Origin of the sequence: Paenibacillus sp. B2(2019), assembly GCF_008370385.1 — a bacterium.
Lineage (GTDB): Bacteria > Bacillota > Bacilli > Paenibacillales > Paenibacillaceae > Paenibacillus_AQ.
In genome coordinates, this window is the sequence record NZ_VTZR01000024.1 from 92,266 (window position 1) to 118,552 (window position 26,287).

General features: G+C 43.7%; 20 protein-coding genes. 16 read left to right on the forward strand and 4 right to left on the reverse strand.

From position 1 onward, the window contains the following. Nucleotide 1 precedes the first annotated feature (1 nt). Entirely contained in the window at nucleotides 2-1,876 is a 1,875-nt protein-coding gene (locus PAENI_RS21705) for a DUF2264 domain-containing protein (RefSeq protein WP_262495686.1), read from the forward strand. Continuing rightward, nucleotides 1,857-2,972, forward strand: coding sequence for a glycoside hydrolase family 88 protein (locus PAENI_RS21710; protein WP_149646678.1), 1,116 nt, complete (start codon nucleotides 1,857-1,859; stop codon nucleotides 2,970-2,972). Before PAENI_RS21705 ends, PAENI_RS21710 begins: the two co-directional genes overlap by 20 nt. A gap of 175 nt (nucleotides 2,973-3,147) precedes the next feature. On the opposite strand, the gene PAENI_RS21715 is transcribed toward PAENI_RS21710, so the two are convergent. Continuing rightward, entirely contained in the window at nucleotides 3,148-4,158 is a 1,011-nt protein-coding gene (locus PAENI_RS21715) for a LacI family DNA-binding transcriptional regulator (RefSeq protein WP_149646679.1), read from the reverse strand. Nucleotides 4,159-4,503: 345 nt separating this feature from the next. Here PAENI_RS21715 and PAENI_RS21720 point away from each other — a divergent pair, with 345 nt between their 5' ends. The 10 genes from PAENI_RS21720 (at nucleotide 4,504) to PAENI_RS21765 (ending at nucleotide 17,510) form a co-directional block, all read left to right on the forward strand. Further along, nucleotides 4,504-5,817 (forward strand): ABC transporter substrate-binding protein, encoded by a 1,314-nt coding sequence (locus PAENI_RS21720; protein WP_149646680.1) that lies wholly within the window; start codon nucleotides 4,504-4,506, stop codon nucleotides 5,815-5,817. 2 nt (nucleotides 5,818-5,819) lie between these two features. Then, complete coding sequence (locus tag PAENI_RS21725; RefSeq protein ID WP_188114673.1) at nucleotides 5,820-6,698, forward strand: carbohydrate ABC transporter permease; 879 nt, start codon at nucleotides 5,820-5,822, stop codon at nucleotides 6,696-6,698. After that, nucleotides 6,685-7,524, forward strand: a complete 840-nt coding sequence (locus PAENI_RS21730; RefSeq protein ID WP_149646682.1) for a carbohydrate ABC transporter permease — start codon at nucleotides 6,685-6,687, stop codon at nucleotides 7,522-7,524. Before PAENI_RS21725 ends, PAENI_RS21730 begins: the two co-directional genes overlap by 14 nt. 23 nt (nucleotides 7,525-7,547) lie before the next feature. Then, nucleotides 7,548-9,203 carry an alpha-glucosidase gene (locus PAENI_RS21735; RefSeq protein WP_262495687.1) on the forward strand — a complete coding sequence of 552 codons (1,656 nt, stop codon included), beginning with the start codon at nucleotides 7,548-7,550 and terminating at the stop codon, nucleotides 9,201-9,203. Nucleotides 9,204-9,220: 17 nt separating this feature from the next. After that, nucleotides 9,221-10,165 carry an MTP-1 family protein gene (locus PAENI_RS21740; RefSeq protein WP_076284698.1) on the forward strand — a complete coding sequence of 315 codons (945 nt, stop codon included), beginning with the start codon at nucleotides 9,221-9,223 and terminating at the stop codon, nucleotides 10,163-10,165. Nucleotides 10,166-10,201: 36 nt separating this feature from the next. Beyond that, nucleotides 10,202-11,263 carry a BtaManbiosPhlase gene (locus PAENI_RS21745; RefSeq protein ID WP_042190695.1) on the forward strand — a complete coding sequence of 354 codons (1,062 nt, stop codon included), beginning with the start codon at nucleotides 10,202-10,204 and terminating at the stop codon, nucleotides 11,261-11,263. Between the two features lie 67 nt (nucleotides 11,264-11,330). Next, nucleotides 11,331-13,880, forward strand: coding sequence for a beta-mannosidase (locus tag PAENI_RS21750; RefSeq protein ID WP_149647053.1), 2,550 nt, complete (start codon nucleotides 11,331-11,333; stop codon nucleotides 13,878-13,880). Nucleotides 13,881-13,911: 31 nt separating this feature from the next. Continuing rightward, the gene (locus tag PAENI_RS21755; RefSeq protein ID WP_149646683.1) at nucleotides 13,912-14,925 is read left to right on the forward strand and encodes a zinc-dependent alcohol dehydrogenase family protein; all 1,014 of its coding nucleotides are present in this window, start codon (nucleotides 13,912-13,914) and stop codon (nucleotides 14,923-14,925) included. A gap of 202 nt (nucleotides 14,926-15,127) precedes the next feature. Next, nucleotides 15,128-16,312 carry an MGDG synthase family glycosyltransferase gene (locus PAENI_RS21760; protein ID WP_149646684.1) on the forward strand — a complete coding sequence of 395 codons (1,185 nt, stop codon included), beginning with the start codon at nucleotides 15,128-15,130 and terminating at the stop codon, nucleotides 16,310-16,312. Continuing rightward, complete coding sequence (locus tag PAENI_RS21765) at nucleotides 16,299-17,510, forward strand: MFS transporter (protein WP_149646685.1); 1,212 nt, start codon at nucleotides 16,299-16,301, stop codon at nucleotides 17,508-17,510. Before PAENI_RS21760 ends, PAENI_RS21765 begins: the two co-directional genes overlap by 14 nt. Nucleotides 17,511-17,533: 23 nt before the next feature. Here the strand turns inward: PAENI_RS21765 and PAENI_RS21770 are convergent, their stop codons facing one another. Beyond that, nucleotides 17,534-18,919, reverse strand: coding sequence for an MFS transporter (locus tag PAENI_RS21770; RefSeq protein WP_149646686.1), 1,386 nt, complete (start codon nucleotides 18,917-18,919; stop codon nucleotides 17,534-17,536). Nucleotides 18,920-19,029: 110 nt separating this feature from the next. Between PAENI_RS21770 and PAENI_RS21775 the strand changes: the two genes are divergently transcribed. From PAENI_RS21775 to PAENI_RS21790, 3 genes are all read left to right on the forward strand, one after another. After that, nucleotides 19,030-19,914, forward strand: coding sequence for a LysR family transcriptional regulator (locus PAENI_RS21775; protein ID WP_149646687.1), 885 nt, complete (start codon nucleotides 19,030-19,032; stop codon nucleotides 19,912-19,914). Nucleotides 19,915-20,334: 420 nt separating this feature from the next. Then, the gene (locus tag PAENI_RS21785; RefSeq protein WP_149646688.1) at nucleotides 20,335-20,958 is read left to right on the forward strand and encodes a nucleotidyltransferase family protein; all 624 of its coding nucleotides are present in this window, start codon (nucleotides 20,335-20,337) and stop codon (nucleotides 20,956-20,958) included. Between the two features lie 73 nt (nucleotides 20,959-21,031). Then, complete coding sequence (locus PAENI_RS21790) at nucleotides 21,032-21,220, forward strand: hypothetical protein (RefSeq protein WP_042190658.1); 189 nt, start codon at nucleotides 21,032-21,034, stop codon at nucleotides 21,218-21,220. Nucleotides 21,221-21,276: 56 nt separating this feature from the next. Here the strand turns inward: PAENI_RS21790 and PAENI_RS21795 are convergent, their stop codons facing one another. Then, on the reverse strand, nucleotides 21,277-22,011 hold the full coding sequence (locus PAENI_RS21795) for an SDR family NAD(P)-dependent oxidoreductase (RefSeq protein ID WP_149646689.1): 735 nt from the start codon (nucleotides 22,009-22,011) through the stop codon (nucleotides 21,277-21,279). 167 nt (nucleotides 22,012-22,178) lie between these two features. Beyond that, nucleotides 22,179-23,525: a histidine phosphatase family protein gene (locus tag PAENI_RS21800; RefSeq protein WP_149646690.1), complete on the reverse strand. Its 1,347-nt coding sequence runs from the start codon at nucleotides 23,523-23,525 to the stop codon at nucleotides 22,179-22,181. A gap of 214 nt (nucleotides 23,526-23,739) precedes the next feature. On the opposite strand from PAENI_RS21800, the gene PAENI_RS21805 reads away from it, so the two are divergent. Continuing rightward, the gene (locus tag PAENI_RS21805) at nucleotides 23,740-26,238 is read left to right on the forward strand and encodes a GH39 family glycosyl hydrolase (protein ID WP_149646691.1); all 2,499 of its coding nucleotides are present in this window, start codon (nucleotides 23,740-23,742) and stop codon (nucleotides 26,236-26,238) included. Nucleotides 26,239-26,287 lie beyond the last annotated feature (49 nt).

Consider the following 26,287-nt stretch of genomic DNA (forward strand, 5'->3'; position numbering starts at 1 on the left):
TGTGGAACTGAAGGGTACTAAAAATGAATTACAAATGTTCTTAAATGACCTATATGCTCCGCTGGAGAATCGATTTACTTCTGGATGTGCAGGAATCGATATGGGAGCTACAGGATCAATATACAATGAAGCTACCGCGCTTATGGAAGCCTTCGCTCGTCCGTTATGGGGGCTTGTTCCCCATGCCAGCGGGGGAGGGGAGAGTGCGCTTTGGCCGAAGTTCCTCGAGGGGATCGTCAATGGGACTGACCCTGAACATGAAGAATACTGGGGTGAATTCTCAACCAAAGACCAGCGTATGGTGGAACAGGCTGTGCTGGGACTGGGGCTTGCTCTTGCGCCGCATAAGCTGTGGGAGCCGCTGAGTGATGTTCAGAAAATGCAGGTATATAACTGGTTGAACCAGATCAATCATGTGGATCGTTCGAACCCGAATAACTGGCTGATGTTCACGGTTCTTGTGAATGTGGGCTTTAAGAAAGTCGGATTGCCCTACGATCAAGAGATAATGAATAATTATTTGGAGAAGATTGATACCTATTACTTGAGTGATGGCTGGTATTCCGACGGGCTGACCGATCAGAGAGACTATTATATTGCTTTTGCTATGCATTATTATACGCTGATATATGCTAAATTGATGGCGGATGATGATCCTCAGAGGGCTGCAGTTTACCGGGAAAGATCCGCGCAATTTGCCAAAGATTTTATGTATTGGTTTGCTGAGGACGGAAGTGCGATTCCTTTCGGACGTAGTCTGACCTATCGTTTTGCGCAGGTCTCTTTCTGGAGTGCCCTGGTGTATGCCGAGGTCCTTCCTTTTTCATATGGCGTTCTCAAAGGAATTATAATGCGTCATTTTCGTTGGTGGTTTGAGAAGCCTATTATGGGAATAGACGGATTACTAAGCATCGGATATGCTTACCCGAATCTGGTAATGACGGAGAACTACAATGCCCCGGGATCACCGTATTGGGCCTTTAAAGCTATGCTTATTCTTGCCTTGCCGGACGATCATCCTTTTTGGCAAGCGGAAGAAGAACCACTGCCAGTATTGAAAGAGATGTTACCACTCGAAGAGGCACGTATGCTGGTGAGTCGTCCGGAAGGAAATAAGCATGTTATTGCCTATACCTCTGGTCAGATGGCTAACTTTGATATGGCCCATAGCGCAGCTAAATATTCCAAGTTTGCTTACTCCACGCTGTTCGGATTCAGTGTGCCGAAGGCGGGTTATGGCTTAGTTCAAGGCGCTTACGACTCTACATTAGCATTGTGTGAATGCGATGAACATTACCGGGTACGCAGATTCTGCGAGACGTGGGAAATTGGAGAGAATTATGTATATTCACGCTGGCATCCCTGGAGCGATGTACATGTGAAGACATGGATTATTCCAGCGGGGCTGTGGCATGTCCGTATTCACAGCATTCACAGCGCCCGGTGTCTCGACGTAGCGGAGGGTGGATTTGCCATTGGCCAGTCTGCTGGCTTCTCACGCAGTGATCGGGAAACCATTCATGTATCTAACACTGCTGTCTCGGTGCAATTGCCCTGGGGAATCAGTGCCATACATATGCTAAGTGGTTTTGACCGGGGAGAATGCGTGCTACCCGAACCGAATACTAATCTGCTGAAGCCTCGGACGTTTCTTCCGAGCTTGATCTCCAGATTGGAGCCGGGAGATCAGGTATTAATATCTGCAGTCTTCGGAGCTACGAATACCCCAGAGAACCAGGAGAGTCTGTCATCACCGCCGATTATTCAGCGGCAGTCTGACGGAAGGATTGTTATCTGCGATCCTCGTAACCAAGCAGTACTTCATACGGTTGATTTATCGGAAAGGAGAGACAAAGATGTGGACAACGGCAATTGAGGATGCTATTCGCAAGATCGAGAGTAATATCGCGGGCCATCCGGGCAAACTGCCTCATATCGCTGAGGGGCAACAATACGAATGGGGAGACAATGACGATTGGATAGAGGGATTCTATGTTGGTATGATGTGGCTTGCTTATGAATATAGCAAAGATTCATTCTATAAGGAGGCGGCAGCTTCTTGGTTAGGAGACTTTAAGCATCGTCTGGATCATCACATCGCCCTGGACCATCATGATATTGGCTTTTTGTACTCACTGACTGCAGTAGCAGAGTGGAAAATAACAGGCAGCGAAGAAGCCCGAGTTGTCGGTCTACAGGCTGCGGATACACTATGCAATCGCTGGCGTGAAAACGCTGGAATCCTCCAGGCCTGGGGTTTAGAGAGTGACCCCGAGAATGCGGGACGTATCATTATTGACTGCTTGATGAATTTGCCTCTGCTGTTCTGGGCTGCGGAGGAAACGGGGGACAATCGCTATTATGATATAGCACTCGAACATGCGTTAAAGAGCCGGAAATTTCTTGTGCGTGGGGATGCTTCCTCTTATCATACTTTTTACTTTGATCCAGCTACAGGAAGTGCAATTCGTGGAGGAACACATCAAGGCTATGAGGATGGATCGACCTGGACACGTGGTCAAGCGTGGGGAATATACGGATTTGCCCTGGCTTATCGTTATACACGAGAGGAAGACTTTCTTAATACCTCTAAAAGTCTGGCTCATTACTTTATCAGCCATCTTCCAGAGGATAATGTGGCGTATTGGGATTTTGATGTGCCGGTGGAAGCGAGTACCCCTCGCGACAGCTCGGCTTCAGCCATTGCGGCTTCCGGTCTTTTGGAGCTGCTGGATCTTATGGACGCAGATGACCCGGATCGTGCTATTTATGAAGCAGCCTTACTCCGCAGCATGAAATCCTTAGCGGAACATTATGCGACATCCGGAAATCCGGAGGCGGAGGGGCTTCTAAAGCATGGTTCCTATCATGTCAGAGGTGGACGTGTGCCTGATGGCCATATGATTTGGGGAGACTATTATTATTTGGAAGCGCTGATCCGCATGCAGACCGGAATCCGAGGATATTGGTAGTAGGATGAATGGAACAACGGTCCATTCATGTAGTGACCACAACGAGCGTCAACATACATCCTAATCTGAAACTAAAGGGAGAGTTCCACAGCCATTTCATGGCTTGTGGGACTCTCCCTTTTTGTGATGTGCGTGTATTTATTCTCCATACAACATACCTGTCTATATGAACTGATTATGTATTTGGATGTTGTGTGGATTCCCGAATGATCAGATGGGTAGGAAGGAGAATTTCTATAAAAGGCTCCTCGGGATGATCAATGCGCCAGAAGAGTTGTTCTATAGCTTTTCGTCCAAAGTAAGACAAATCTACATCCATCGTTGTAGTCAAAGGAGTTGTTATCCGCGATAACTGTCCATTATCAAAGCTCACAATAGATACATCTTGGGGGATCTGATACCCAAGCTTGTACATCACGGAATTGATCAAGAACCCAAAGCCGTCATTGACACAGAACCAAGCCGTAGGCTGCTTATCCAACTTTTGTACAGCGTTGAACACATCATCCATTTCTTCAATGGCACGATCGAACACCCATATTGGGTTGTATTCAATTGCAGATTGGTATAGAGCCAGGCGATAACCTTCTAAACGCTCGTAATAGCTTGGTGAGAATTGAATATTGCCGATGAAGCCAATACGGGTATGTCCCAATTCAATTAAATGCTGCACCGCTGTATAAGCGGCATAACGATTATTGGTGAGAATACTATCGGCCTTAAGATCAGGGTGATGGTGATCAATTAACACGGTGGGAATCCCTGTGCCCGTCACTGCTTGAATATATGGGGTCGTAATATGGGACAGAATCAAGATCCCTTCTACGGAAGGATCAAATAATATAGGAGGCAGAATCAATTGTTCGGAAGCGTGATGATCAATAGATTGAATAACCATACGCTTATTTCGCTTCGCTGCTTCCTTCTCAATACTCAAATAAATTTCTCCAAAAAAGTTACGTTTGGAAAATGCAAATTCTGATGCCAAAATGACAAAGGTTCCAGCTTCTTCTTCTGTGCTTTTGCGCCCACGCGAATAGGTGTAACCCATTTCATTCGCAGTATCGATAATTAACTGTCTCGTTTCCTCACTCACACCGTCTTTACCGGACAGAGCCTGAGAAACAGAGTTCTTCGATATATTCAATCGATCGGCGATATCTTGCATTGTTACCTTCACCTTCATGCGAAGATACGTCCTTTCTAATTAGAAGTGTAATGAATATTCTTCCATACTGTCTCTCATAATACTAAAGATTATGCTGTAAAACTACATTACAACTATAAATTATTTTAACATTACAAACTATTTAAGTAAAGTTAATTTGTAATGTGATTAATTGTGTCTTTTTCATTAATACTCGAATAACAGGTTGACATTTTCGCTAAAAACTATAATAATAGCAATTGTAACGCTTACAAAGCAGCTTACAGGTATATATTTATCTAATTTTGTAACGTTACAAAATTATATCTAGGAATTACAAAATGCTGCACTGATGTGCATCGATACTCAGGGAGGGTTTATTTTATGAAGAAGAAGCTTTCAGTAATGCTTGCACTTACGCTTGTATTCACGATTCTTGCCGGTTGTGGATCAAAGAGCAGTAATTCAGGCACTTCAGCAGATGGAGTAACAACTATTGAGTTCTGGGCTGCACCTAACCCGACTCAACAAGCATATTGGCAGAAAATTGCCAAAGAGTACGAGACTGTTAACCCTAAGGTGAAAATTAACGTAAGTGCGATCAAGGAGTCCCCTACTTCTGAGGCAAGTATCCAAGCCGCAATCGCGGGTGGAAGCGCTCCGACGATGACTGAGAATATTAGCCGTGGTTTTGCAGCACAACTTGCGAACAGCAAAGCGTTAGTTCCATTGGATACGATTGCTGGCTTCAATGATATTGTGACAAAACGTAATATGACCAAAACGATTGAGCCTTGGGAATTTGCCGATGGCCATCAATATGTTCTTCCAATCTACTCCAATGCAATGTTGTTCGGATGGAGAACGGATATTTTGAAAGAAGCTGGTGTGAACGAAGTTCCAAGAACATACAGTGAAGTGATTGAGGCAACGAAAAAATTAAAAGCAAAATACCCGGATAAATATCTTTGGGCGAAACCTGACTTAGCAGACCCTACCTCTTGGAAAAGATGGTTCGACTTCTTTATGCTGTACAATGCAGCTTCAGATGGCAACAAATTCATTGAAGGCAGCCAATTTGTTGGCGATGAAAAAGCTGGTGTAGACGTTCTTACTTTCGTGGACAATCTTCGTAAGGAGAAAGGGCTGCTGTCTCAGAATGTAACAGAACCTTTTGAAAATGGAGTGGGCGTATTTACGGATGTAGGACCTTGGACATTCAGCACATGGGCTGAGAAATATCCAGAGCTTCAGTATAAGGAGAACTTTGAAGTAACTTTGCCTCCTGTACCTGACGGTATGGATCCAGCGAATGCAAAAACATTTGCGGATGCTAAAGGAATTGTTATCTATGCATCGGCAAGTCCAGAGCAACAAGCTGCTGCAATAGAATTCATCAAGTGGGTATATTCGGATGACAAAAACGATGTTGCCTTTTTCCAAGAAACAAACTTGCCTCCAGCACGTGATGATGTAGGTACAAATGAAGTGTTTAAACCAGTATTTGAAAAAACGCCTGTATTGCAAGAGTATGCAAAAGCAATCCCGAATGCTGTTCCATCCATGGACAATCCAAAATTCAACGAATTGCAAACCTTTATTGGTCAAGAGGCCTTTAACAAAATCGTTCGTGGTGAGATTGATCCGAAAACGGGTTGGGACAATATGAAGAAGGCGATTGAAGGGGAACTTCAATAATGATTGAAAAAAATAATAATCGGTTAGGCTGGCTTTTTGCCAGCCCTTACCTTATTTTTTCGACTGTGTTTTTCTTGGGCCCGCTTATTTGGTCTCTATATTTGTCTTTTACTAACTGGGACTTGATTTCACCAACTTATGATTTTGTAGGATTCAAGAACTTTACCAAAGCATTAGGCACACCAGGGGTAAGATCGGCATTTTGGGTAACGTACAAATTTATGATCGTATTTGTACCGATTGTCACAGCCATGTCGCTTTTTGTAGCGGTAATTGTAAAAGGCTTACCTAAATTAAAAACCGTATTTCTTATTGGATTCTTCTTGCCTTACCTATCCTCAGGGGTTGTTGCATCCCTTATTGTAAAAGGTTTTTTGTCACATACAAGTCCTGTTCAGACGTTTCTAAGGGATCGGTTAGGTCTTGATATTGACTGGCTCGGGGGATCTTTCTCGGCATTGTTCGTCGTTGCGATGATTATGGCTTGGAAATTTACAGGTTACTATGCGTTAATTCTTACTTCAGGTTTAGAAAGCATTGATCAGGAAGTATATGAAGCAGCGGCAATTGATGGCGTGAAGGACAGCCAAAGGTTCTGGAAAATTACCTTGCCTTTGCTTTACCCTGCGATTTATACAACCTTAATTTTATCCTTTGGTGCAACATTCGGTATCTTTACTGAGGTCTACCAATTAACAGGCGGCGGACCGAACTATGCAACGAATACATGGCAAATGGAAATATACAGTCAGGCATTTAAGAACCTGCAGGCAGGTTACGCATCAGCTATCGCGATTATGGCTGCGGTTGCGACATTTATATCTATATTCGTAATCCGAAAAATTCTGGAAATGTGGGGTAAGCGCAATGGTTGGGTCTAATTCAAACATCAAGCTCCGGCTGTCGATCCGCTATCTGATTGCGATCGTACTGCTCGTGATTATGGTATTCCCCTATTTATATATGGTATTGAACTCACTTGCAGATTGGTCACAGGTAGACCGGAAGCTTATACCGACGAAATTTACGCTGCGCTCGTATCAATGGCTCTTTACAGGTGGTGAGACCGGGATTACAAGACCATGGATTCACGCCTTCTTTAACAGTGTGTTCGTTTCCCTGATATCTACAGCCTTAATGATGATGTTCGCGATTATGGTCGCTTATGCGTTGGCGAAGCTGAAATTCCGCGGGAGAGACTCTATTAACAACTTTGTGTTGTTTCATATGTTCTTTCCGGCAATCATTCTGATCATCCCTAACTTTTTGATTATTCAAAAAGTAGGACTGTTCGATACGTATTGGGCGCTTATTATTCCCAAGGCGATGAGTTTATGGGGGATCTTCATGTACACCAACTTCTTTAAGGCGGTACCCGATGCCTTCATTGAAGCCGCCAAGCTGGATGGGGCATCCGATTTCAAAATCCTGTATAAGATTATGATGCCGATGTCGAAGTCCATTACGACCGTTGTATTCCTATTCCTGCTAATGGAACGCTGGACAGAACTCCTATGGGATATGATCGTCGTCCGAAGTGACGGCATGTTAACATTGAACGTTTTATTATCTCAGATGTTCGGTCCGTATCAATCGTATCCGGGTCCGATGTATGCCGGTGCAGTGATGCTCACCTTGCCAATCATTATTTTGTTCATTATTTTCGGCAAGAAGTTCCAGGAAGGCATGCAATTTAACTTGAAATAGGTCTGCGCAGGAGGGGTTATCGGTTGGAACAGCCGTGGTGGAAAGGGACGGTATTCTATGAAGTGTATATGCCAAGCTTCTGTGATAGTAACGGGGATGGGATTGGTGATTTCGGCGGTCTTACTTCCAAGCTGGATTATTTGCGGGAACTTGGCACCGGAGGGATTTGGCTAACGCCGTTCTATAAGTCTCCAAAAGTAGATAACGGGTATGACATTGCAGATTATTGTCAGATTGATCCAGACTTTGGAACGATGGAAGATTTCGAACGGTTTATTCAGGAAGCGAAGGCTCGCGGGATCAGAGTGATTGCCGATCTTGTCCTGAATCATACGTCTTCAGAGCATGCATGGTTCAAGGAATCCCGATCTTCAAGGACGAACCCGAAGCGGGATTGGTACATTTGGAAGGACGCTGTGAACGGCGGCGTACCTAATAACTGGGAATCGTTTTTTGGTGGAACCGCGTGGGAATGGGATGCTGCAACAGAACAGTATTACTATCATGGGTTTGCGAAAGAACAGGTCGATTTGAACTGGGCGAATCCCGAAGTTAAAGAAGCGATGAAGGATGTTATGGCTTATTGGCTGGGCAAAGGCGTAAGTGGCTTCCGGTTAGATGTTATCAACTTCTTATCGGTGTCCGATCAATTCCCGGATAACCCAATGGATGAAGTAACGGGTGAGCAGAAGCATGTACATGATCAGAATCAAGATGGAATTATGGATGCCATCGAGGAAATTAGCGGGTTTGTTCATGCGCATAGCGGAATGTTCATGGTAGGTGAAGTCGGCTCTGAAGATATGGACATGCTGAAGCGTTACAGCGGAACGGGTAAGTTTGATGTGGTCTTTAATTTTAATCTGGGAAGCCAGAAGGAATTTAGTCCAGAGAATTTGTTCGCCGAGCTTAAGACGATGGAGAAGGTGCACAATGCAGATCAGATTCCAACGTTATTCTTCGGTAGTCATGATATGGACCGCGTAATTTCGCGTTTTGGTGAAGGGGACGCGGAGATTGAGGAAGAACGGGCCCGCCTTATGGCAACGTTGGCCTTGACCGCAAAAGGGGTACCCTTCTTATATTTCGGTGAAGAGATTGGGATGCGGAATTTCGTAGCCCATAAGCTGGAAGATATGCGGGACATCCAAGGATTGAAGGCATATGAAATCGCACTACAGCGGGGGATAACGCCAACGGAAGCCCTGAAAATTGCGAATGCAAAGGGAAGAGATGCGTCTCGCTCACCAATGCAATGGAACGCAAGTCCACATGGCGGGTTTACGTCAGGAACACCATGGATTGGCATGGGCCCAAATTATCAGCAATTAAACGTGGAGTCCGAATGCAATCAACCGAATTCATTATTACATTATTATAAAAAGCTTCTCCACTTGCGCAATACACAGGATGTATTTCAATTCGGGGATTATGACGTACTGGAACGCAGAGGCAATCTTATTTTATATGTAAGAACATTGAAAGAAACCAATACCAGAGCGCTCGTAGCCTTGAATTACGATAATCAGAGCATACAGATTGATCCTAGTGAGCTGCTGGATGGGCAAGCAACTAATATATTATCAAGCCGCCGAGACATAGTGAGCGGTACAGACTTGGTAAGTCTGTTGCCGAATGAAGCCGCAATATGGATGCGTGCCCCGCTATTATTTGACTAGAGAGGAACTTTATTATTATGAAACTGCTCAAGAATGCTGTGAAGACATGTGAACAACTGCTCATGGAATACGCGATGAAAGACGTATCCGTAACCAATACACAGAAATTAACATTCACAGGTGTAGATCATAAAGATGTCTACAATATTACAGCTCCATTCCAAGATGAGGGTGAGTGGGTGATTGCGGGTCGGGTTGAATCCCGTGACAGCGAGCATTCCGATGTCGTTTTTTTTGTCGAACGTGATGGACAATGGGTACCCCGTGAAGGAGCGCCTACCCTTGAACTTCAAGATCCTTTTTTCACGAAAATTAATGGCGAATTGATAGTTGGAGGCGTTCAAATTTATCCACATCCGGTAAAGGCTGATGCCTTAATGTGGCGTACAGTATTTTACCGCGGGAAGAACATCGCGAGCTTAGAACCATTCTTTAAAGGACCGGATGGCATGAAAGATCTGCGCCTAGTGGATCTGAAAGATAGCATCGGAGTACTGACCCGCCCTCAAGGAGATAAAGGAGGACGCGGTAAAATCGGCTTTACCCGCATTGCATCGTTAGAAGCGTTATCCATTCCATTGATCGAAGAAACACCGTTATTGGATGGACAGTTTGTTGATGAAGAGTGGGGCGGTGCGAATGAAGCACACTTGCTAAAGAACGGACTGCTCGGTGTTCTTGGGCATATCGCATCTTTTGATGATTCGGGCGATCGTCACTATTACCCGATGGTATTCGCTATCGATCCGGCAACAGGTGAGTACTCGGATATTCAATTAATCGCTGTACGCAATCAGTTCTTGCCAGGCGTTGCCAAACGTCCTGATTTGGAGGATGTTGTGTTCAGCGGCGGGCTCGTACGTCATGAGGACGGTACAGCTAATATATATGCAGGAATCAGCGATGCGGAAGCACAACGAGCAACAATCCCTGATCCTTTTGCTCAATTTGAAATTTTATAAGTATGAAATCCATTTGGTTAAGGGAGTTATTACAACATGAAAATCTATCGTTATGAACAAAATCCACTTATTACACCGGCGGACGTTAAGCCGTATCACGATGACTTTGAAGTGATTGGTGCATTTAATGCCGGTATTGCTAGCTATAATGGTGAAATATTAATGTTTCTCCGTGTAGCAGAACGCCCAATTAGCAAGGATCCAAAAATTGTGAAAGCTCCGATTTATAATCCGGAGACCAATGAATTGGATATTTTGGATCTGAATACAGATGATGAGCGCTTCGACTTCTCTGATCCGCGTGTGATCAAAAATAAATCCGCTAGTGCTACATTTCAGTACTTGACTTCATTATCTTATATCCGAATCGCTCGAAGTAAGGATGGACATCATTTTACAGTGGATGAGAAGCCATTTGTTTACCCTTCCAATTCACTGGAGACCTTCGGGGTAGAAGATCCTCGGGTAACCCAAATTGGGGATACCTACTATATTTATTTCTCGGCAGTCTCCCCTGTGGGCGTTGGAGAATCGCTGGTATCAACCAAAGATTTCGTGAATGTAACTCACCACGGCATGATCTTTGGGCCGGATAATAAAGACGTATTGATTTTCCCAGAGAAAATTAACGGCAAATATTATGCATTGCACCGTCCAACAACAAAAAGTACGGGAGATCCGGAAATATGGATCGCAGAATCGGACAACTTATTATATTGGGGTAACCATAAGCATCTGATCGGTTTGCGTGAGGGGATGTGGGATAGCGGCCGGATTGGCGGTGGTGCGGTTCCATTCAAGACCGAGAAAGGCTGGCTGGAGCTGTATCATGGAGCCACGCTGGAACATCGTTATTGCATGGGAGCAGTTTTGTTAGATCTAAATGACCCCTCGAAGGTGATTGCGCGCTCTAATGCTCCTATCATGGAGCCGGAAGCGGATTATGAGAAGAACGGATTCTTCGGCGATGTTGTATTCTCTTGCGGTGCACTCGTGGAAGGCGATGTTGTTAAAATGTATTACGGAGTCGCGGATACATCAATGGCTTGCGCAGAACTTAGTGTACAAGAAATTTTAGATAGCTTGATATACGTATAACAATACAACGTCAAAACCGAAGTGGTTTTGGCGTTTTAATTTGGGGGAGAGGATGAAGAGAATGAACATTAAATTAACTGAAAACTGGAAACTTCGTGATTTTCATGTGGGGGAAGCCCGGGATCTTGAAGTTGCATCGCCAGAGTTTATTGATTATTTCTGGATGACCACCTCAGTGCCCGGTGACATCCATACGACGCTTCGAGAGAAAGGCATTATTGATGATCCTTTCTTTGGCCACCATGATCAGAAATGCCGTTGGATTGAAGAAAAGGTATGGTGGTATCGTACGGTCTTTTCATACGATTCGGATCTTAAACCTGGTGAGAAGATGGAGCTGTTATTCGAAGGGTTAGATACCTATGCAACCGTATATCTCAACGGTGTGGAGCTTGGATCAACAGATAATATGTTCATTAGCCATTCATTTGATGTAACCCGTGAATTAAATAAAGGGAAAAATACGCTTGCCGTAAAATTTGATCCTATTCATGTACACGCAGGCGATAAAGTCCAATATTATTGGTCGGGCTATAGTAAGAAGCGGATTTGGACACGTAAAGCGCAGAGTCATTTTGGCTGGGACTGGGGTCCGCGTCTGGTCTGTGCAGGCATATGGAAAGAGGTACAGCTGATCAAACGGCGTCATGCACATTTAGATCATGTGTTTGCCCGTACAACTTCGATAGAGGGTCAAGTAGGTGTTGTTGATGTGGATTTATGCGCACATGCTTTTGATCGCGGATGTTCGTATACGGCGCGTGTGGAATTATTGGACGGGACGGAGCGTGTTGCGGAAGCTAATGTCGCTTTGGACAGAGCTTCAGGGATTACAGTTGACGGGGCGATTACAGCGCGTACGCTTCATCATTCAGTTACCTTGCAGGTGATGGATCCAAAGTTATGGTGGACCCATGATCTAGGAACGCCTTTCTTATATCATCTACGCGTTACGTTATTTGCTGATGGGGAGCTAATAGATACCTATGAGCAGCCATTTGGGATTCGAAAGATCGAATTGATGCAGCTGGATGAAGAAGGGCGCCATGCTTTCACTTTTGTATTGAACGGCGTAAAAGTTTTTGCTAAAGGTGCAAATTGGATCCCTATTGATAGCTTTATTGCGACCGTGCCAGATAGCCGCTATACACATCTGCTTCAGATGGCCAAGGATGCCAATATGAATATGATTCGCGCTTGGGGTGGAGGCATTTATGAGCGGGATATTTTCTTTGATGAATGTGATCGGTTAGGAATTTTAATCTGGCAGGACTTCATGTTCGCTTGTGCATTGTATCCAGATTACAATCGTAATTTCATGAATAATGTTCACCGCGAAATTGAGCAGGTCGTCAAACGTCTTCGCAGTCGTACGAGCCTTGCTCTATGGTGTGGGAATAACGAGAATGATTGGTTGTATGAGGCACTGTCCTCTAACGGCGAGATCACACATCCCTTTTATGGAGAAAAAATTTATCATGAGCTCATGCCCGCAGTACTAGAGCAACTCGATCCCACACGAACGTTTTGGCCTAGCTCGCCTTTTGGCGGCAATGATCACAATTCACGTGATGTGGGCGATACCCATAACTGGCAAGTCTGGCATGGGAATAATGAGCCGCGTCAGTTTGGTGAACCGCAGACACAGGATTATAGTGTTGAAGGGATATCGTTCAAACGATTCAAGTCAGACTTCACGAAATTCGCCAGTGAATTCGGGCTGCATGCCGCTTCCAATCGTTACACCTTAGCAAAGAACATGCCGGACAATCAGTTCTATTGGGATAGCGATGAAATGAAGTATCGTAATAAAGATGTCCATTATCCTAAGGGCATTATGCTCATGGAAGGTTATACAGGAGTTCCGAAGGATATCAATGAATATATTCAATTCTCCATGCTGACCCAGGCAGAGGGATTGAGGTATGGCATTGAGCATTACCGCCGTAATAAGCCGGATACAAGCGGGGCTTTATTCTGGCAGTTCAATGATTGCTGGCCAGGAACAAGCTGGTCTGTTATCGATTATTATGGTTTACCAAAGGCGAGCTACCACTATGCGCGTAAATTCTTTGCACCGGTACTCTTATGTGTGGATCATGATCCGAATGGACAGCTGCAGCTATGGGCTCTCAATGATCGCCGCGAAGTTTATCAGGATGAGGCGGAATTAACGATCTATCGGATGGATGGTACAATTGTATATCAGCGTGCATTCGACGTTACCGTTGATTCGAACAGTAAAGTTAATTTTGCCAAGTTAACTGAAGCTGAGGTACTGCAGCAACATAGCGCTGGCGAGGTTGTGGTCGTACTTCGTTCGAAGAAACGGGTAACAGAAGATTATGTACTCTATTTAAGAGACTATAAGGATATGGATTATCAACCCGCACATGTTCAGATCTCCGTGGATGAAGCGAAAGGACATATCCACTTGATCTCAGATTGCGTTGCCCGGATGGTAATGATCGAACTAGATGCACCCTGGGTGATTATGGACGATAATTTCTTTGATCTGATTCCGGGTGAGGAGAAGACGGTTCGTGTGCATCATGTGGATGCCGGGGCACTGCCTTGGGAGACTTTACGTGTAACGGCAATGAATGATGCGGGTTAACAAAAACTTGGATTTAAGGAGATGAGTTAAGATGAAGGCGGCTGTATTTCAAGGAACTAAGCATATTGAATTTAAGGACTGGGAAGCTCCGGCTGTTGGCTCCAAAGAAGTTAAACTTCGTGTGAAATGCTGCGGGATCTGTGGTACAGATCAGCATATTTATCATGGATACCCAGGGTCTGCGGAGGTGACAGCTCCGATTGTGTTAGGACATGAGCTTGCGGGCGAAATAGTGGCTGTGGGTGATGAGGTTACGACCTTACAAGTGGGGGACCGTGTATCGGTTGATCCGAACATCTATTGTGGAAACTGTTATTTTTGCCGGAATGGAAAAGTACATTTATGCGATAACTTGCAGGCTGTTGGAGTGACTCGTGACGGTGGCATGGGCGAGTATTGTGTTGTTCCTGTAGCGAACTGTTACTTGCTACCTGATGAAATGAGCTGGATCGAAGGGGCGATGATTGAACCTTTAGGTTGTGTACTTCACGGTTATAAGAAGCTGGATATCCGTAAGGCACACCAAGTCCTGATTATCGGCGGAGGTTTTATTGGTCAATTGTTCTTGCAGCTCGTCAAGGCTGCGGGTGTTAAAGGGATTATTGTCAGTGAGCCAGAAGTGTTCAAACATGACCGATTAGTCGAATTAGGTGCGGATGAAGCCGTATCTCCTGCAGCAGAAGGTGTGATGGAAGCTCTCCATCATCAATTTGATATTGTGATCGAATGTGTAGGCCGGGCGGATTCCATGGAGTTAGCGGTTAAGGCACCACGTAAGGGTGGACAAGTATTAATGTTCGGTGTTGCTTCTCCCGACACGTTGATTCAAGTTTCACCATTTGAAATTTTTACAAAAGAGTTGAACATCATGGGTTCTTTCATTAATCCATATACCCATGAGGAATCGATTGCGTTAATTGAGAAGGGGATCGTTCAGATTGAGTCGTTCATTAGCCATCAGTTTTCGCTGAAAGATATACCGGAAATCATGGGCGAATATCCGAAACTGCGTGTTTCTAAAGGGATTATTGTGCACGAGAGGTAGTATTTAATCATAGTAAGCGTACAACAACGATGACTATTGGCTATTTGACATAGGTCATCGTTTTTTTGTGGGCAAAAACTGGCTGCGACGAGGTCTCTCTTTAGAAAATATTGAAATTAATATTCAGTTAAGAATCCCTTCACTATCAGTTTACGATTCAGAGTTAAAGTTAAAGGAGGCCGTGAGAAAAAGGAGCTTTGTCATGAACACAGATCCTAAAGTACTTATTGTTACGTCGGCATTTGGGGACGGGCATATGAAAGTGGCTGAGGCCATCGAACATTCATTTAGACGTCGGGGGATTAGTCGGATTACAACTCTGGATCTATTCGCTGCAGTCCACCCTACCTTGAATGAGCTATCCCGAAGGTTCTATTTAAACAACACGGGGTATACGCAAGAATTTTATGGATTCTTGTACACAATGACGAGCAAGATGAGACCAGAGCAGTTCATGGGTAGACTCATCCATTCTATGGGCAAGCGAAAAGTACAAAGGATCATCGACGAGATACAGCCGGATATTATTATTCATACCTTTCCTTATTTGGCTGCTGCTGAACTTGCTTCAACAACAGGAAGTCGAATACCTCTGTTCACGGTTATGACGGATTATGTAGTTCATGGCAGGTGGCTTCACCCACGAACGACGAAATATTTTATCGCTTCAGAAAGCATGAAGGCGACTCTGATGTCAGCAGGGATCGCTGAAGAGAAGCTTGTGGTCAGTGGGATTCCCATTCGCGAGGCTTTTGAACAGTCTCAGGATCGTGAAGCGCTTTTGCGCAAACATGGGTTAAACGGAAATCGTCAATATCTATTACTAGCGGCAGGAGCTTACGGCGTATTAAGTGACATTGGCGGTTTAATAAAACGAGTACTGCTTCAATCAAGCTTCGATGTCATCGTATTGTGCGGGAATAATCATAAGCTTCGAGAAGCTACGGGGGAGCTTTTTCAAGAGAACCCTCGAGTTCACATTTTGGGATATACCGAAGAAATGCAGGAACTGATGTGCATAGCTTCCTGTCTATTGACCAAGGCTGGCGGGATTACCTTGACTGAGGCGATGGCTCAAACACTTCCAGTTATCGTCTATCGACCACTCCCGGGTCAGGAGGCAGGTAATGCAGAATGGTTATCTGGGCAGCATTTGATAGAGATTGCACGAAATGAGGAGCAGTTAGTAGAGCAGCTCCAGCGATTGGAGCATATGGCGTACAGAGATGAAAGGGAACGGCATATGAAGGTCTTTTCGCGGAAATCAGCCTCGGATGCTATCGTTACTGAAGCTTTAGAGGCTATTAATTTGCGTCAGCCCTCTGTTCCCGCAGCAAAATCCATGCTTGTTGAAGGGCAGGCGAAGACGATTCATGGATATTATTAGGAACAAAGAAAGACAACAGCAGACGTTTACCCGCCTCGCAATGATTCTCTTTTTTATAGAGTGGATAAGAGGGGCTGTCCTAATCACGTTCTTACCCATTTATATATTGACGAGCTGGGGGCTTACAACGTCAGTAGTTGGCATTGCGGTCTCCGTACACTATTTAACGGACAGCTTGATCAAAAGCTTCATCGGCTATCTCTTGGATAGATATCCTGGGCGTACCGTGCTTCATGGAGGGTTCTTTCTTGGGTTCGTTGGACTGTTATTGATGATGACAACGCATAGTCCGTGGATGCTTATTGTAGCCTCTGCTTGCTTGGGTGCTGGATTCTCACCGATCTGGATCCTATGTATGAGCCAGGTATCAGAGGAAAAACGAGCACAACAGATGGGAACCTTGTACGTATACTGGATGGCTGGTCTAGGTCTGGGTCCCGTAATGATGAATTTATTAATTGGTGGTGGGCTGTCACTGTCCCTTGCTGTCATTGGATTATTTTTCGTAGCGGGCTGGATCATGGTAGGTCTTGTAAAGATGAACAAGGTCTCAGTGCAGAGTGTGAATATATCCGTAGGTGAGCAGTTTGTATCTCTATGGAACAAAGTGAAAAAGGGAGGATTTCTGGTCCCTGGCATGCTGCTGCAGACTACAGCGGGTGGGATACTAGTCCCTTTTCTAACAAGCTTTGCTATTTCGCATCTGGGTCTTTCCCATTCTCAGCTGTCTATCGTGTTATTTATGGGAGGAGCAGGCGTAGTTCTATTTCTTGTGCCCATGGGAAAATGGTTTGATCAAGTCGGAGGGAAGTGGTTCCTTGTCATTGGGTTCGGCGTATTTGCGGTTGCCTTGTTCGGCTTAACTTCTATTAATTCCTTCTCCGCCGCCATTGGGCTCTCGCTTCTGCTAGGGTGTGCTTATGCTGCTTTGCTTCCCTCTTGGAATGCTTTAATGGCCAGTTACATTCCCGAAGATTCTGTAGGGATCAGCTGGGGACTATTGTTTTCCATAGAGGGTTTAGGGGTGGTTATTGGTCCGCTAATTGGAGGCTGGCTGGGAAGCTCAGGAAATCAATTGCTGCCTTTTCAAGTCAGTGCCTGTTTGTTTGGATTGATTAGTGTTGTCTACTTGCTATCCCCCGCCCGATTATTTATTCACAGAAACAGAGGGATGGAGAAGCTTCCAAATGTATCGTAGTTAAGATTTATTTAATAGACTCTTCACAATTCCTGCAACTCCCCTGACTTCCGGCGCCGCCGACTCATGAATACCAAAGACAATGCAATGATCGTGAGAATAATCCCAAGTACTTGAAATCCCTCAAAGCTGAACTTGCCTCTCATTACGATGCCTATCAACAAGGAAGAGAGAATGGTTCCCAAATATCTTGAAGTATTAAATAAACCGGATGCTACGCCGATCATTTCCTTGGGTGAACTTTGGAATAAAGCTGCTTGCATACCTACATTATTCAACCCATTGCTAATCCCGAATGCAGCCAAAGCCAGGCACACGCTAATAACCGGTGAAGATTGATTCAATGTCACGAGCCATACCGATCCCGCAGTCATCAATATTGCAGACACTAGTAGTGCCGGTCCTGGTCCGGATTTATCGATCCATCGTCCTGCTATTGGAGAAGTAACTAAAGAGCATAGGCCTAAGGTTAGCATAAGTATCCCTGTTTGATACTCGCTGACATGGCGAACCATTTGCAAGTAGGACGGAACTCCGAAAAAGAGTGAGTAAAAGAGTACATTAACGAGCATGAATTCCACATTAACCCATGTCATTGCAGGATATTTAGCAAATGTGCGTAAAGGGATAAAAGGCGAAGTCGCTTTTAACTCATGTCGTACGAACACCCCTAGCAGAGCGAGTCCTATCAGTGAAACAATGACATTTCCTAAAGCAATGTGCCCGGATGATTTTGCTGAGAGCAATCCAATGAGCAGGGCAACCAGACCCATTGTGAAGAGCAGAATCCCTGATCCATCTATCCAAACGAACCATTTGCGAAGAGACATGCCCGGTGCAACGGTTAATGACGAGTTTTCCTTAGGGATATTTCTCCAAGACAATAGAAAGCTCACTACCACAAATGGAATATTGACGAAAAAGATAGCGGGCCAGCCCCACCAGTGTATGATAACCCCTCCAATAAAGGGTCCAATGGCTGCCGCACCAGATAGGAAGATGGACAAAACAGACAGCGCTGTCGCTTGTCTTTCCGTTACATGAATTCGCACTATAGCCATCCCAACGGCAACCATCATGCTTGTTCCAATGGCTTGCACAATGCGGAACACGAGGAGCCACGCGAAGCTTGGTGCGAATGGAGCTAATAATGAGGCAATGAAGGCTACTACAAGCCCGGTAAGAAATATCTTCCTCCTACCAAATAAATCGCTGGCCTTTCCCATGACGGGTTGAGCGATGCTACTAGCAATGTAGAAAGAAAAAATAATCCAGGAAACACCTGTATAGTCAAGTTGGAATACATTTTGCAATCTTGGAATAGCAACAGAAACCATTGAAGAATTTAATGGGTTCAATAGTATCCCTAGACCCACTGAAATCATTAACCACCAATTCCGAGCACTCATTTTGGGTCCCCCTAAAGCGTAATAATGTCATCCTACTTGATTTTAATTATTCATTCCAACGCATTTTATGTTATATTCTCATTGACTTAAAGGAATGAATGGGGTGCGAAATGGAACTTCTACAGCTGCAATATTTTCTCGCGGTAGCTCGGTTGGAACATGTGACTGAAGCTGCGCGAAATCTGCACGTTACTCAATCATCACTTAGCAAAACAATACAGCGCTTGGAGGAGGATCTAGGAGTCCCTTTATTCGATCGAGTAGGGCGGAACCTGCGTCTGAATGAGTTCGGAAGCAGATTCCTTCGCCGTGCAGAAAGAGCTTTGTTTGAATTGGAGCAGGGGAAGCAGGAGCTTAGTGATTTATCTCACCCGGAACATAACACGCTTGAATTAGCAGTGACCACCGCCAGTACATTACCCAATATCCTTCGCGAGTTTCGAAAAAAGCGACCTGATATTCAATTTCATGTGCAGATGCTGACTACGAAGGAAATGGTTACACTTTTGAATAAAGGAGAGGTGGATTTCTGCTTGTCCTCACCCCCTTTAGAAGGGGACGACATCGAATGCCAAGTCGTATTTATCGACCCAATCCTTGTAGCGGTTCCTAAGGGGCATCGGTTGGCAGATCGAAGCAGCGTATCTTTGATAGAGCTGAGAGATGAATGGTTCGTCGGGGTTAAGAGTGGTTATGGAACTCGGGATTTAATAGACTCTGTGTGCCAATCGGTTGGATTTACGCCTAAATATGTGTATGAGGGGGATGAACCTGCAAGGTTAATCACTCTTGTGGAAGCTGAGATTGGTCTTGCCTTCATACCAAGTACAGCAAGAAATTCACGGGAAGACATCAAATATCTCCAAATAGAGAATCACGAATTGGTACGGGAAATTGCTCTAATATGGCACAAGAGTCGGTACATTTCTCGGGCTGCTTTGGAATTTCGTGAGGTAGTTGTAGAATATTTCGGATCGTTATCCAAAGAGGTTTAAGACAATTGGGGATGGGTATCTAGAGGTATTTAACTGGATGCAAAAGAACAATTGCATCCAGTTCAAGGACGCATAGTCTATAGAAATATTTTATAATGAAGATGTAGAAAAATCTGGTAGTGTTTAATTATCTGATGTTGGTTCTTCCATAAACCATGAGATATGGGTGCATCTCTTACAAATAAGTATAGCAGCGTTTTTATTCGCCCAGTCAAATCCTAGAAAGGATGCTCCGCTTGTGTTAAGCAGTTTATAATCCAGATGAAAGGTATCGTTTTGACAACAAGGACAGGTTATTCGCGCGCCTGCAGCACTGTATCTCATTTAAAAACCTCCTGTGAATTTGTATAGTTCTTTAACGCATCTGAGGTTATTAAGGTTTCATGTACTCGAACTTACTAGTCAATTTGGGGTGGAATTATGAATAGCTGGGAAACAGCATTGTCAAAGGTATGTGAGCTTTATTTTTCATCGGAAGTGAATTCGAAATTAGAATGGATCTTGGTGGGCTCGGTGGGTTCGGTTTTACAGGGCTGTGAAATGACTCCGGGAGACGTTGATATTTATACAAAAAATAAAGAAGGGATTGCACAATTTGCAGAACTTCTGAAGGAATATTCCTTGCTGGATAAATGTGAATTCCCTCATGGGGAGAACTGGTTATCCTCTTTAGAAGAACCTACATACACTCAGACCTTTTCTTCGGGCTTCTCATGGACAAAGGGGAGTTGGATCATCGATGGGTTTAAAGTGGAAGTTGTTCATATCTCCAATTCAGCGGGAATTCCTGATTCTATGGACGGTGATGGGATATGGGAAGGTGGACAATTCATTTGGAATCATTTTAGGAATGTGACAATCGGACGGTACACTATTCCTACGGCTCCTCTAGAAATACAGCTAGAATCTAATTTAAGAAGACAACGATCAGACAGGACACAAGCGATTATTACTGCATTGCAAAAATATGGCTACGATCAAGAACTAATCGAAAAAGCTCTATCAAAGAAACACTTACCTTATTTTTATTCTCAAATGAATTGAGCAAAGGAGATTATTTTTAAAAAGGGAATTAACTGGTATAATATGTTTATAATCGAGAAAGGTGTTGATTTCTATGTCTGACTTTTTTGATCCAGGACCTAATCCAAATGTGACGGACCCTGGCGGTCATAAAGCAAACCATGATGTCAATGCGCAAAAATATCACACACAAGGTGTTCCTGGATTTTGGAGCGAGGTAACCAATCTGTTCATCGTGGTGGCAATAATTGCAGTTATTTTCTTACTCATATGGATCTTCTAATGGCCTTGTAATGAAAAAATGACAGCCCTCATTTAACTTGAGGGCTGTCATTATCGTTATTGAGCTGAGAATCCTCCATCGATGACTATTTCCGAACCTGTAATGTACGAAGATTCATCTGTTGCCAGAAACAGCGCCGCTTGGGCAATATCGATGGCTTGACCCAAACGCTGCAAAGGTGTTGCCTGAATCAATCGGTCTAGCAAGTCCTTTGAAGTACTTAAAGCTTGAGTCATTGGCGTTTCAATAATTCCAGGGAATAGAGTGTTTACCCGTACGCCTTGACGGCCGAAGGTTGTAGCAGCCGCTTTAGATAATGCGCGAACTGCGCCTTTGGATGCCGAGTAGTGATTAAAGCCTTGACCGATCAGAGCTGTATAAGAAGAAATATTGATGATCGAACCTTTCTTTTGAGCTGCCATATAAGGCGCGATATGTTTAATCCCAGCGAACGGGCCATAGCCATTGATGGAATTGATTTTCTGCCAATCCTCAATATCGATTTGATCAAATGGCTTTTCAGAAGAGATGCCTGCGTTATTGACAAGAATATCAATCTTACCAAAACGATCATGTACTTCCTTTGCCAGCACTTTCCAATCCTCATCTGAGGCAACATTCAATTTCATTCCATAAACATTCTGTTTCTGGTTTACTTTCTCTAGCGCTGCCTCATTGATATCTGCGGCAATAACGATAGCGCCTTCTTGAGCAAACAGATCTGCCATGCTTTCACCAATACCGGAAGCCCCACCTGTAATAATAGCCACTTTATTATCTAATCTTTTCATTTTATATTCTCCTAACGAATTAAAAGATAACTGTTGGAATAACAACTGCCATTACTAATATGCCCAAAAAGATGGAAGGGTAAAGGGAGGGGGCAGTCTTGCTGCCCCCTCCCTTTAATTTGGTGCACACCTGTCTTATGCACACAGGTGTGCACCAGTTCTACTTCTTAATGTGAAAGTGCCTTGCCCTTTTCCAAATAGCTGGTGTCGCCAACTTTTCCTACCGTAAACTTGCCGTTCTCCCATTCCACGATCGTTACGCTGGAATTCGGCAAACCGCCTTTGCTCATATCCCAGGCTTTAGGGTCAAGCCCCATGACCAAATCCAAAATGGTGATGCCGTGGGAAACGACTATGATATTCTTTTTCGACCCTTGGTTATCGGCAATGATCTGGTCTACTGCCGCTTTCATCCGGGCAAAAACCTGAGCCATGTTTTCTCCGTTCACTGAGGTGTAATCGAGTTTCTGGAATGAAGCAACGTTTGAATTCTTCATAATATCTGCTTGATAAGCGCCTTCCAAGTCACCGAAGTTCATTTCTCTCAAGCGCTTATCCGTTTTCAGAATCATGTTTCGGCCTTCCAAAATGGTATCGGCCGTATCTACCGCACGTCCGCTCGAGCTGCTGTATGCTGCGCTGAACGGAATGTCATGCAAGCCTCGTGCCAGATCCTCGGCTACCTTGATGCCTTCTTCCGTGAGCGGAGCATCCGAGAAGCCCTGCATCCGTTTTTGCACGTTAAACAGCGTTTCGCCGTGACGAACGAAGTAGAACGTGAGCTTATTTTGGCCGTTTTCCGCATAGCTCTGATCGCCGACTTTTTGCACCGTGTATTTGCCGTCTTTCCACTGAATCTTCGTTACGCTGGAATTCGGCAAGCCGCCCTTGCTCATATCCCAGGCTTTCGGGTCGAGACCCATGACCAAATCGAGAATGGTGATGCCATGCGAAACGACAAGCACATTCCCGCCTTTTGTTTTGTTTGCTTCAACAATTTGATCCAGCGATGCTTTAGCCCGCTCGAACACGCCTTGCATATTCTCGCCGTTCACCGAGGTGTAATCGAGTTTCTGGAACGAAGCAACATTTGTATGCTTCATAACATCTGCTTGATAAGCGCCTTCCAAGTCACCGAAATTGATTTCTCTCAACCGCTTGTCTTTGATCAGCTTGAGATTGCGGCCTTCAAGAACGATATCGGCCGTGTCGCTTGCCCGTTCGCTCGTACTGCTGTACGCGGCAACGAACGGAATGTTCTTCAAGCCTCTGCCTAGATTCTCGGCTACTTCAATTCCTTTCTCTGTTAGAGGAGAGTCGGAGAACCCTTGCATACGTTCTTGTACATTAAATATCGTTTCTCCATGCCGTACCAGATAGAAAGTAATCCCTTGATCTTGATCTTCCTTTTTAGCGGTATTATCTGCATTTGCACCGACATTGCCTACACTAAATGAACTTAAAACAAAGAAAGCCATCATGACAGTAAATAACTTAGATAAACTCTTGTTCATATACATATCCCCTTTACTATCTATTTTGAAAGCGTTAACATTGTAATTATATCGAGGGCCTTAAATTCAAAATATCCATTTTTTAAGCAAAATTAAGGCTTATTTTTTCGTGTTTCGTTTGAATGGGAGATGTACTTATGTATCCAAATTAATAAAAGCTATTATATAAAAATGTATTTGCGGAGTATAATGCTAGGATGAAGAGAGGTGAACGGTGGCTTTGGATTACATTTATGAAAGCATTCAAATGAACAATGATTTGCCAATTAATATATTTCTTCATAATGCGCAATTTGTGGAGGACCACTGGCATGACAGCATTGAGTTACTGTTCGTTCTCAAAGGGAAAGTCGATGTCTATATTGAAAAGAAAAGATTTACCCTACAAGAAGAGGATGTCTTGATCATCAACAGCAATGAAATTCATTCCATTCAATCCCATGAGAATAATTTGGTGCTTGCCTTGCAGATTCCCATTTCATTTATTAAAACTGAATTTGCAGATATCGATCAAGTTAGGTTCCTATGCAAATCCTTTCTATATGGAGAGGAAGAGCAAGAAAAATTTAATGAAATTCGCTCTTTATTAGCCGAAATGATGTGGGTATATAACAAAGAAAATTATAGCTATGAGCTCAAAATAAAGTCGTTACTATTCGAGCTAATTTACGTACTGCTTTGGAAATTCAGAGAGAGTCGCGAAGATAATAGTAGTCGAATTGGTTCGAAGTACACAGAGCGTATGTTAAGTATCGTGAACTACATCCAAGGCAACTATATGAAATCACTTAGCTTGTTCGATATTGCGGAGCAGGAACACTTATCGGTTCCATATTTGTCTAGTTTTTTTCAGAAAAGTATGGGGAAGTCCTTTAGTCAGTATGTCAATCAGCTTCGATTGAAGCATGCTGTCAGAGATATCACTTACACGGATCATTCCATTACTCAAATTGCTATGGACCATGGATTTCCGAGTTTAAAATCATTTCACAAGGTGTTTAAGGAAGTTTATAAAATAACACCGATTCAATACCGTAAGGATTTGCAAAGATATGAGGAGCATGAGAACCTGCCTTCAAATGATTATGCAACTTACTTGGATTTTGATCGTGAGAATGCGTATGAGGCTTTGTTCAAGTATTTGCCTTCACCTGATCAGCAAACAGCCGATAAGACGCTTGATAAAGGTGTAGTCACAAAAGAAATTAGGGTGCAGCTCTCCGGTAAGAGTACGTTGATTAAACCTTATTGGCGAAAAATATGTACGATAAGCAAGGCGAAGGAAATTTTAATGAGTGAAGTGCAAACGCATTTAAAGTTGATTCAGGAAAAGGTCCAGTTTAGTCATATTAGGTTTCATGGGATATTTGATGATGAGATGATGGTTTATCGTGAGGATGCACAAGGCAATCCGATTTTTAATTTCTTCTATGTCGGACAATTAATAGATTTCATACGAAGCATTGGACTTCGTCCTTATATTGAGTTTGGCTTCATGCCTAAAGATTTAGCGAGTAGTGAGTCTTCTTTCTTCTATAAGAAGAGTAATCTGAGTAAACCCAAGGACATAGGGAAGTGGAGAAAGCTCGTGGAGCAATTACTTTTGTTCTGCAAAAACCGTTATGGCGAAGAAGAGATGAAGCATTGGTATTTTGCTTGCTGGAATGAACCTGATTTGCAAGTTTTTTGGCCAGATGCGTTCGAAGATTATGGCGAAATGTATATTCAGACTTATCAAGCTGTTAAAGCTAGCTGCCCTAAATTTCAAATGGGGGGTCCAGATCTTTTTTCAGAAACGGTATATCAAGAGTCTTGGTTAGATCATTATTTAGATTTCTGTATCACAAATCATTGTATTCCCGATGTTATTTCGTTCCACAGTTATCCAGTACGAGAGCAGCGAGTAGTAGATAAACCAATATCTTGGATACATTTAAGTAACGATAATTATTTGAATGAAACGATTCATTTGTTAAAAGATAAACTGAAAGCAAAGCTCTCGCAACTGCCTGATGTTCAAGTAACGGAATGGAATTCAACACCATTTCACCGCGATTTGACGAACGATACCTGTTATAAAGCAGCCTATATTGTGAAGAATGTACTAGAGAATTTAGATGAACTGCAGAGCTTAGCTTACTGGTCCTTGACGGACTTACTGGAGGAGCTGCCGCCAGCAGAGGAACCCTTTCATGGTGGATTGGGCTTAGTTACGAGCAATGGAATTCTAAAGCCAGGTTATTATGCTTATGAGTTGTTAGGCAAGCTTGGTGATCGCCTAATGGAGCTTGGCGCTGGATATTGTCTCACAAAATCGTCGCAAGGCTATCAATTGATGGTTTACCATTACTGTCATTTTGATCGATTGTATGGTACGTCTGATTCACTAGGAATTGACGCTTTGAATCGATATCACGTCTTCAGAGACACGAATAATTTAGAGATGAGTTTTGTGATCCAAGGAATACCAAGTGGTGTATACAAGCTTCGTCAAACTACGATAAATCGGGATCACGGCAGCGCCTATGATACATGGCTTGAGATGGGTGCTCCAAGTTCACTTGATGCAGATGAAGTGGCCTATTTGAATCGTAAGGCTGTACCCAATCAAGTGAGGAAGACGATTGATATCCAAAGTTCGCTCGATATTAAATGTAAATTAAACCCTCATGAAGTTCGATTATATGAACTATGGCCTGTGTATGATGCATAGTGCTTTTAAATGAAATCTAATAGGCTGACCCTAGCATCCATTTCATGGA

What these genes read in the sequence shown, in the direction of transcription:
- PAENI_RS21710 (WP_149646678.1), top strand. Translation starts at nt 1,857, where the DNA reads ATGTGGACAACGGCAATTGAGGATGCTATTCGCAAGATCGAGAGTAAT.
- PAENI_RS21715 (WP_149646679.1), bottom strand. Translation starts at nt 4,158, where the DNA reads ATGAAGGTGAAGGTAACAATGCAAGATATCGCCGATCGATTGAATATA.
- PAENI_RS21720 (WP_149646680.1), top strand. Translation starts at nt 4,504, where the DNA reads ATGAAGAAGAAGCTTTCAGTAATGCTTGCACTTACGCTTGTATTCACG.
- PAENI_RS21730 (WP_149646682.1), top strand. Translation starts at nt 6,685, where the DNA reads ATGGTTGGGTCTAATTCAAACATCAAGCTCCGGCTGTCGATCCGCTAT.
- PAENI_RS21740 (WP_076284698.1), top strand. Translation starts at nt 9,221, where the DNA reads ATGAAACTGCTCAAGAATGCTGTGAAGACATGTGAACAACTGCTCATG.
- PAENI_RS21745 (WP_042190695.1), top strand. Translation starts at nt 10,202, where the DNA reads ATGAAAATCTATCGTTATGAACAAAATCCACTTATTACACCGGCGGAC.
- PAENI_RS21755 (WP_149646683.1), top strand. Translation starts at nt 13,912, where the DNA reads ATGAAGGCGGCTGTATTTCAAGGAACTAAGCATATTGAATTTAAGGAC.
- PAENI_RS21760 (WP_149646684.1), top strand. Translation starts at nt 15,128, where the DNA reads ATGAACACAGATCCTAAAGTACTTATTGTTACGTCGGCATTTGGGGAC.
- PAENI_RS21765 (WP_149646685.1), top strand. Translation starts at nt 16,299, where the DNA reads ATGGATATTATTAGGAACAAAGAAAGACAACAGCAGACGTTTACCCGC.
- PAENI_RS21770 (WP_149646686.1), bottom strand. Translation starts at nt 18,919, where the DNA reads ATGAGTGCTCGGAATTGGTGGTTAATGATTTCAGTGGGTCTAGGGATA.
- PAENI_RS21775 (WP_149646687.1), top strand. Translation starts at nt 19,030, where the DNA reads ATGGAACTTCTACAGCTGCAATATTTTCTCGCGGTAGCTCGGTTGGAA.
- PAENI_RS21785 (WP_149646688.1), top strand. Translation starts at nt 20,335, where the DNA reads ATGAATAGCTGGGAAACAGCATTGTCAAAGGTATGTGAGCTTTATTTT.
- PAENI_RS21790 (WP_042190658.1), top strand. Translation starts at nt 21,032, where the DNA reads ATGTCTGACTTTTTTGATCCAGGACCTAATCCAAATGTGACGGACCCT.
- PAENI_RS21795 (WP_149646689.1), bottom strand. Translation starts at nt 22,011, where the DNA reads ATGAAAAGATTAGATAATAAAGTGGCTATTATTACAGGTGGGGCTTCC.
- PAENI_RS21800 (WP_149646690.1), bottom strand. Translation starts at nt 23,525, where the DNA reads ATGAACAAGAGTTTATCTAAGTTATTTACTGTCATGATGGCTTTCTTT.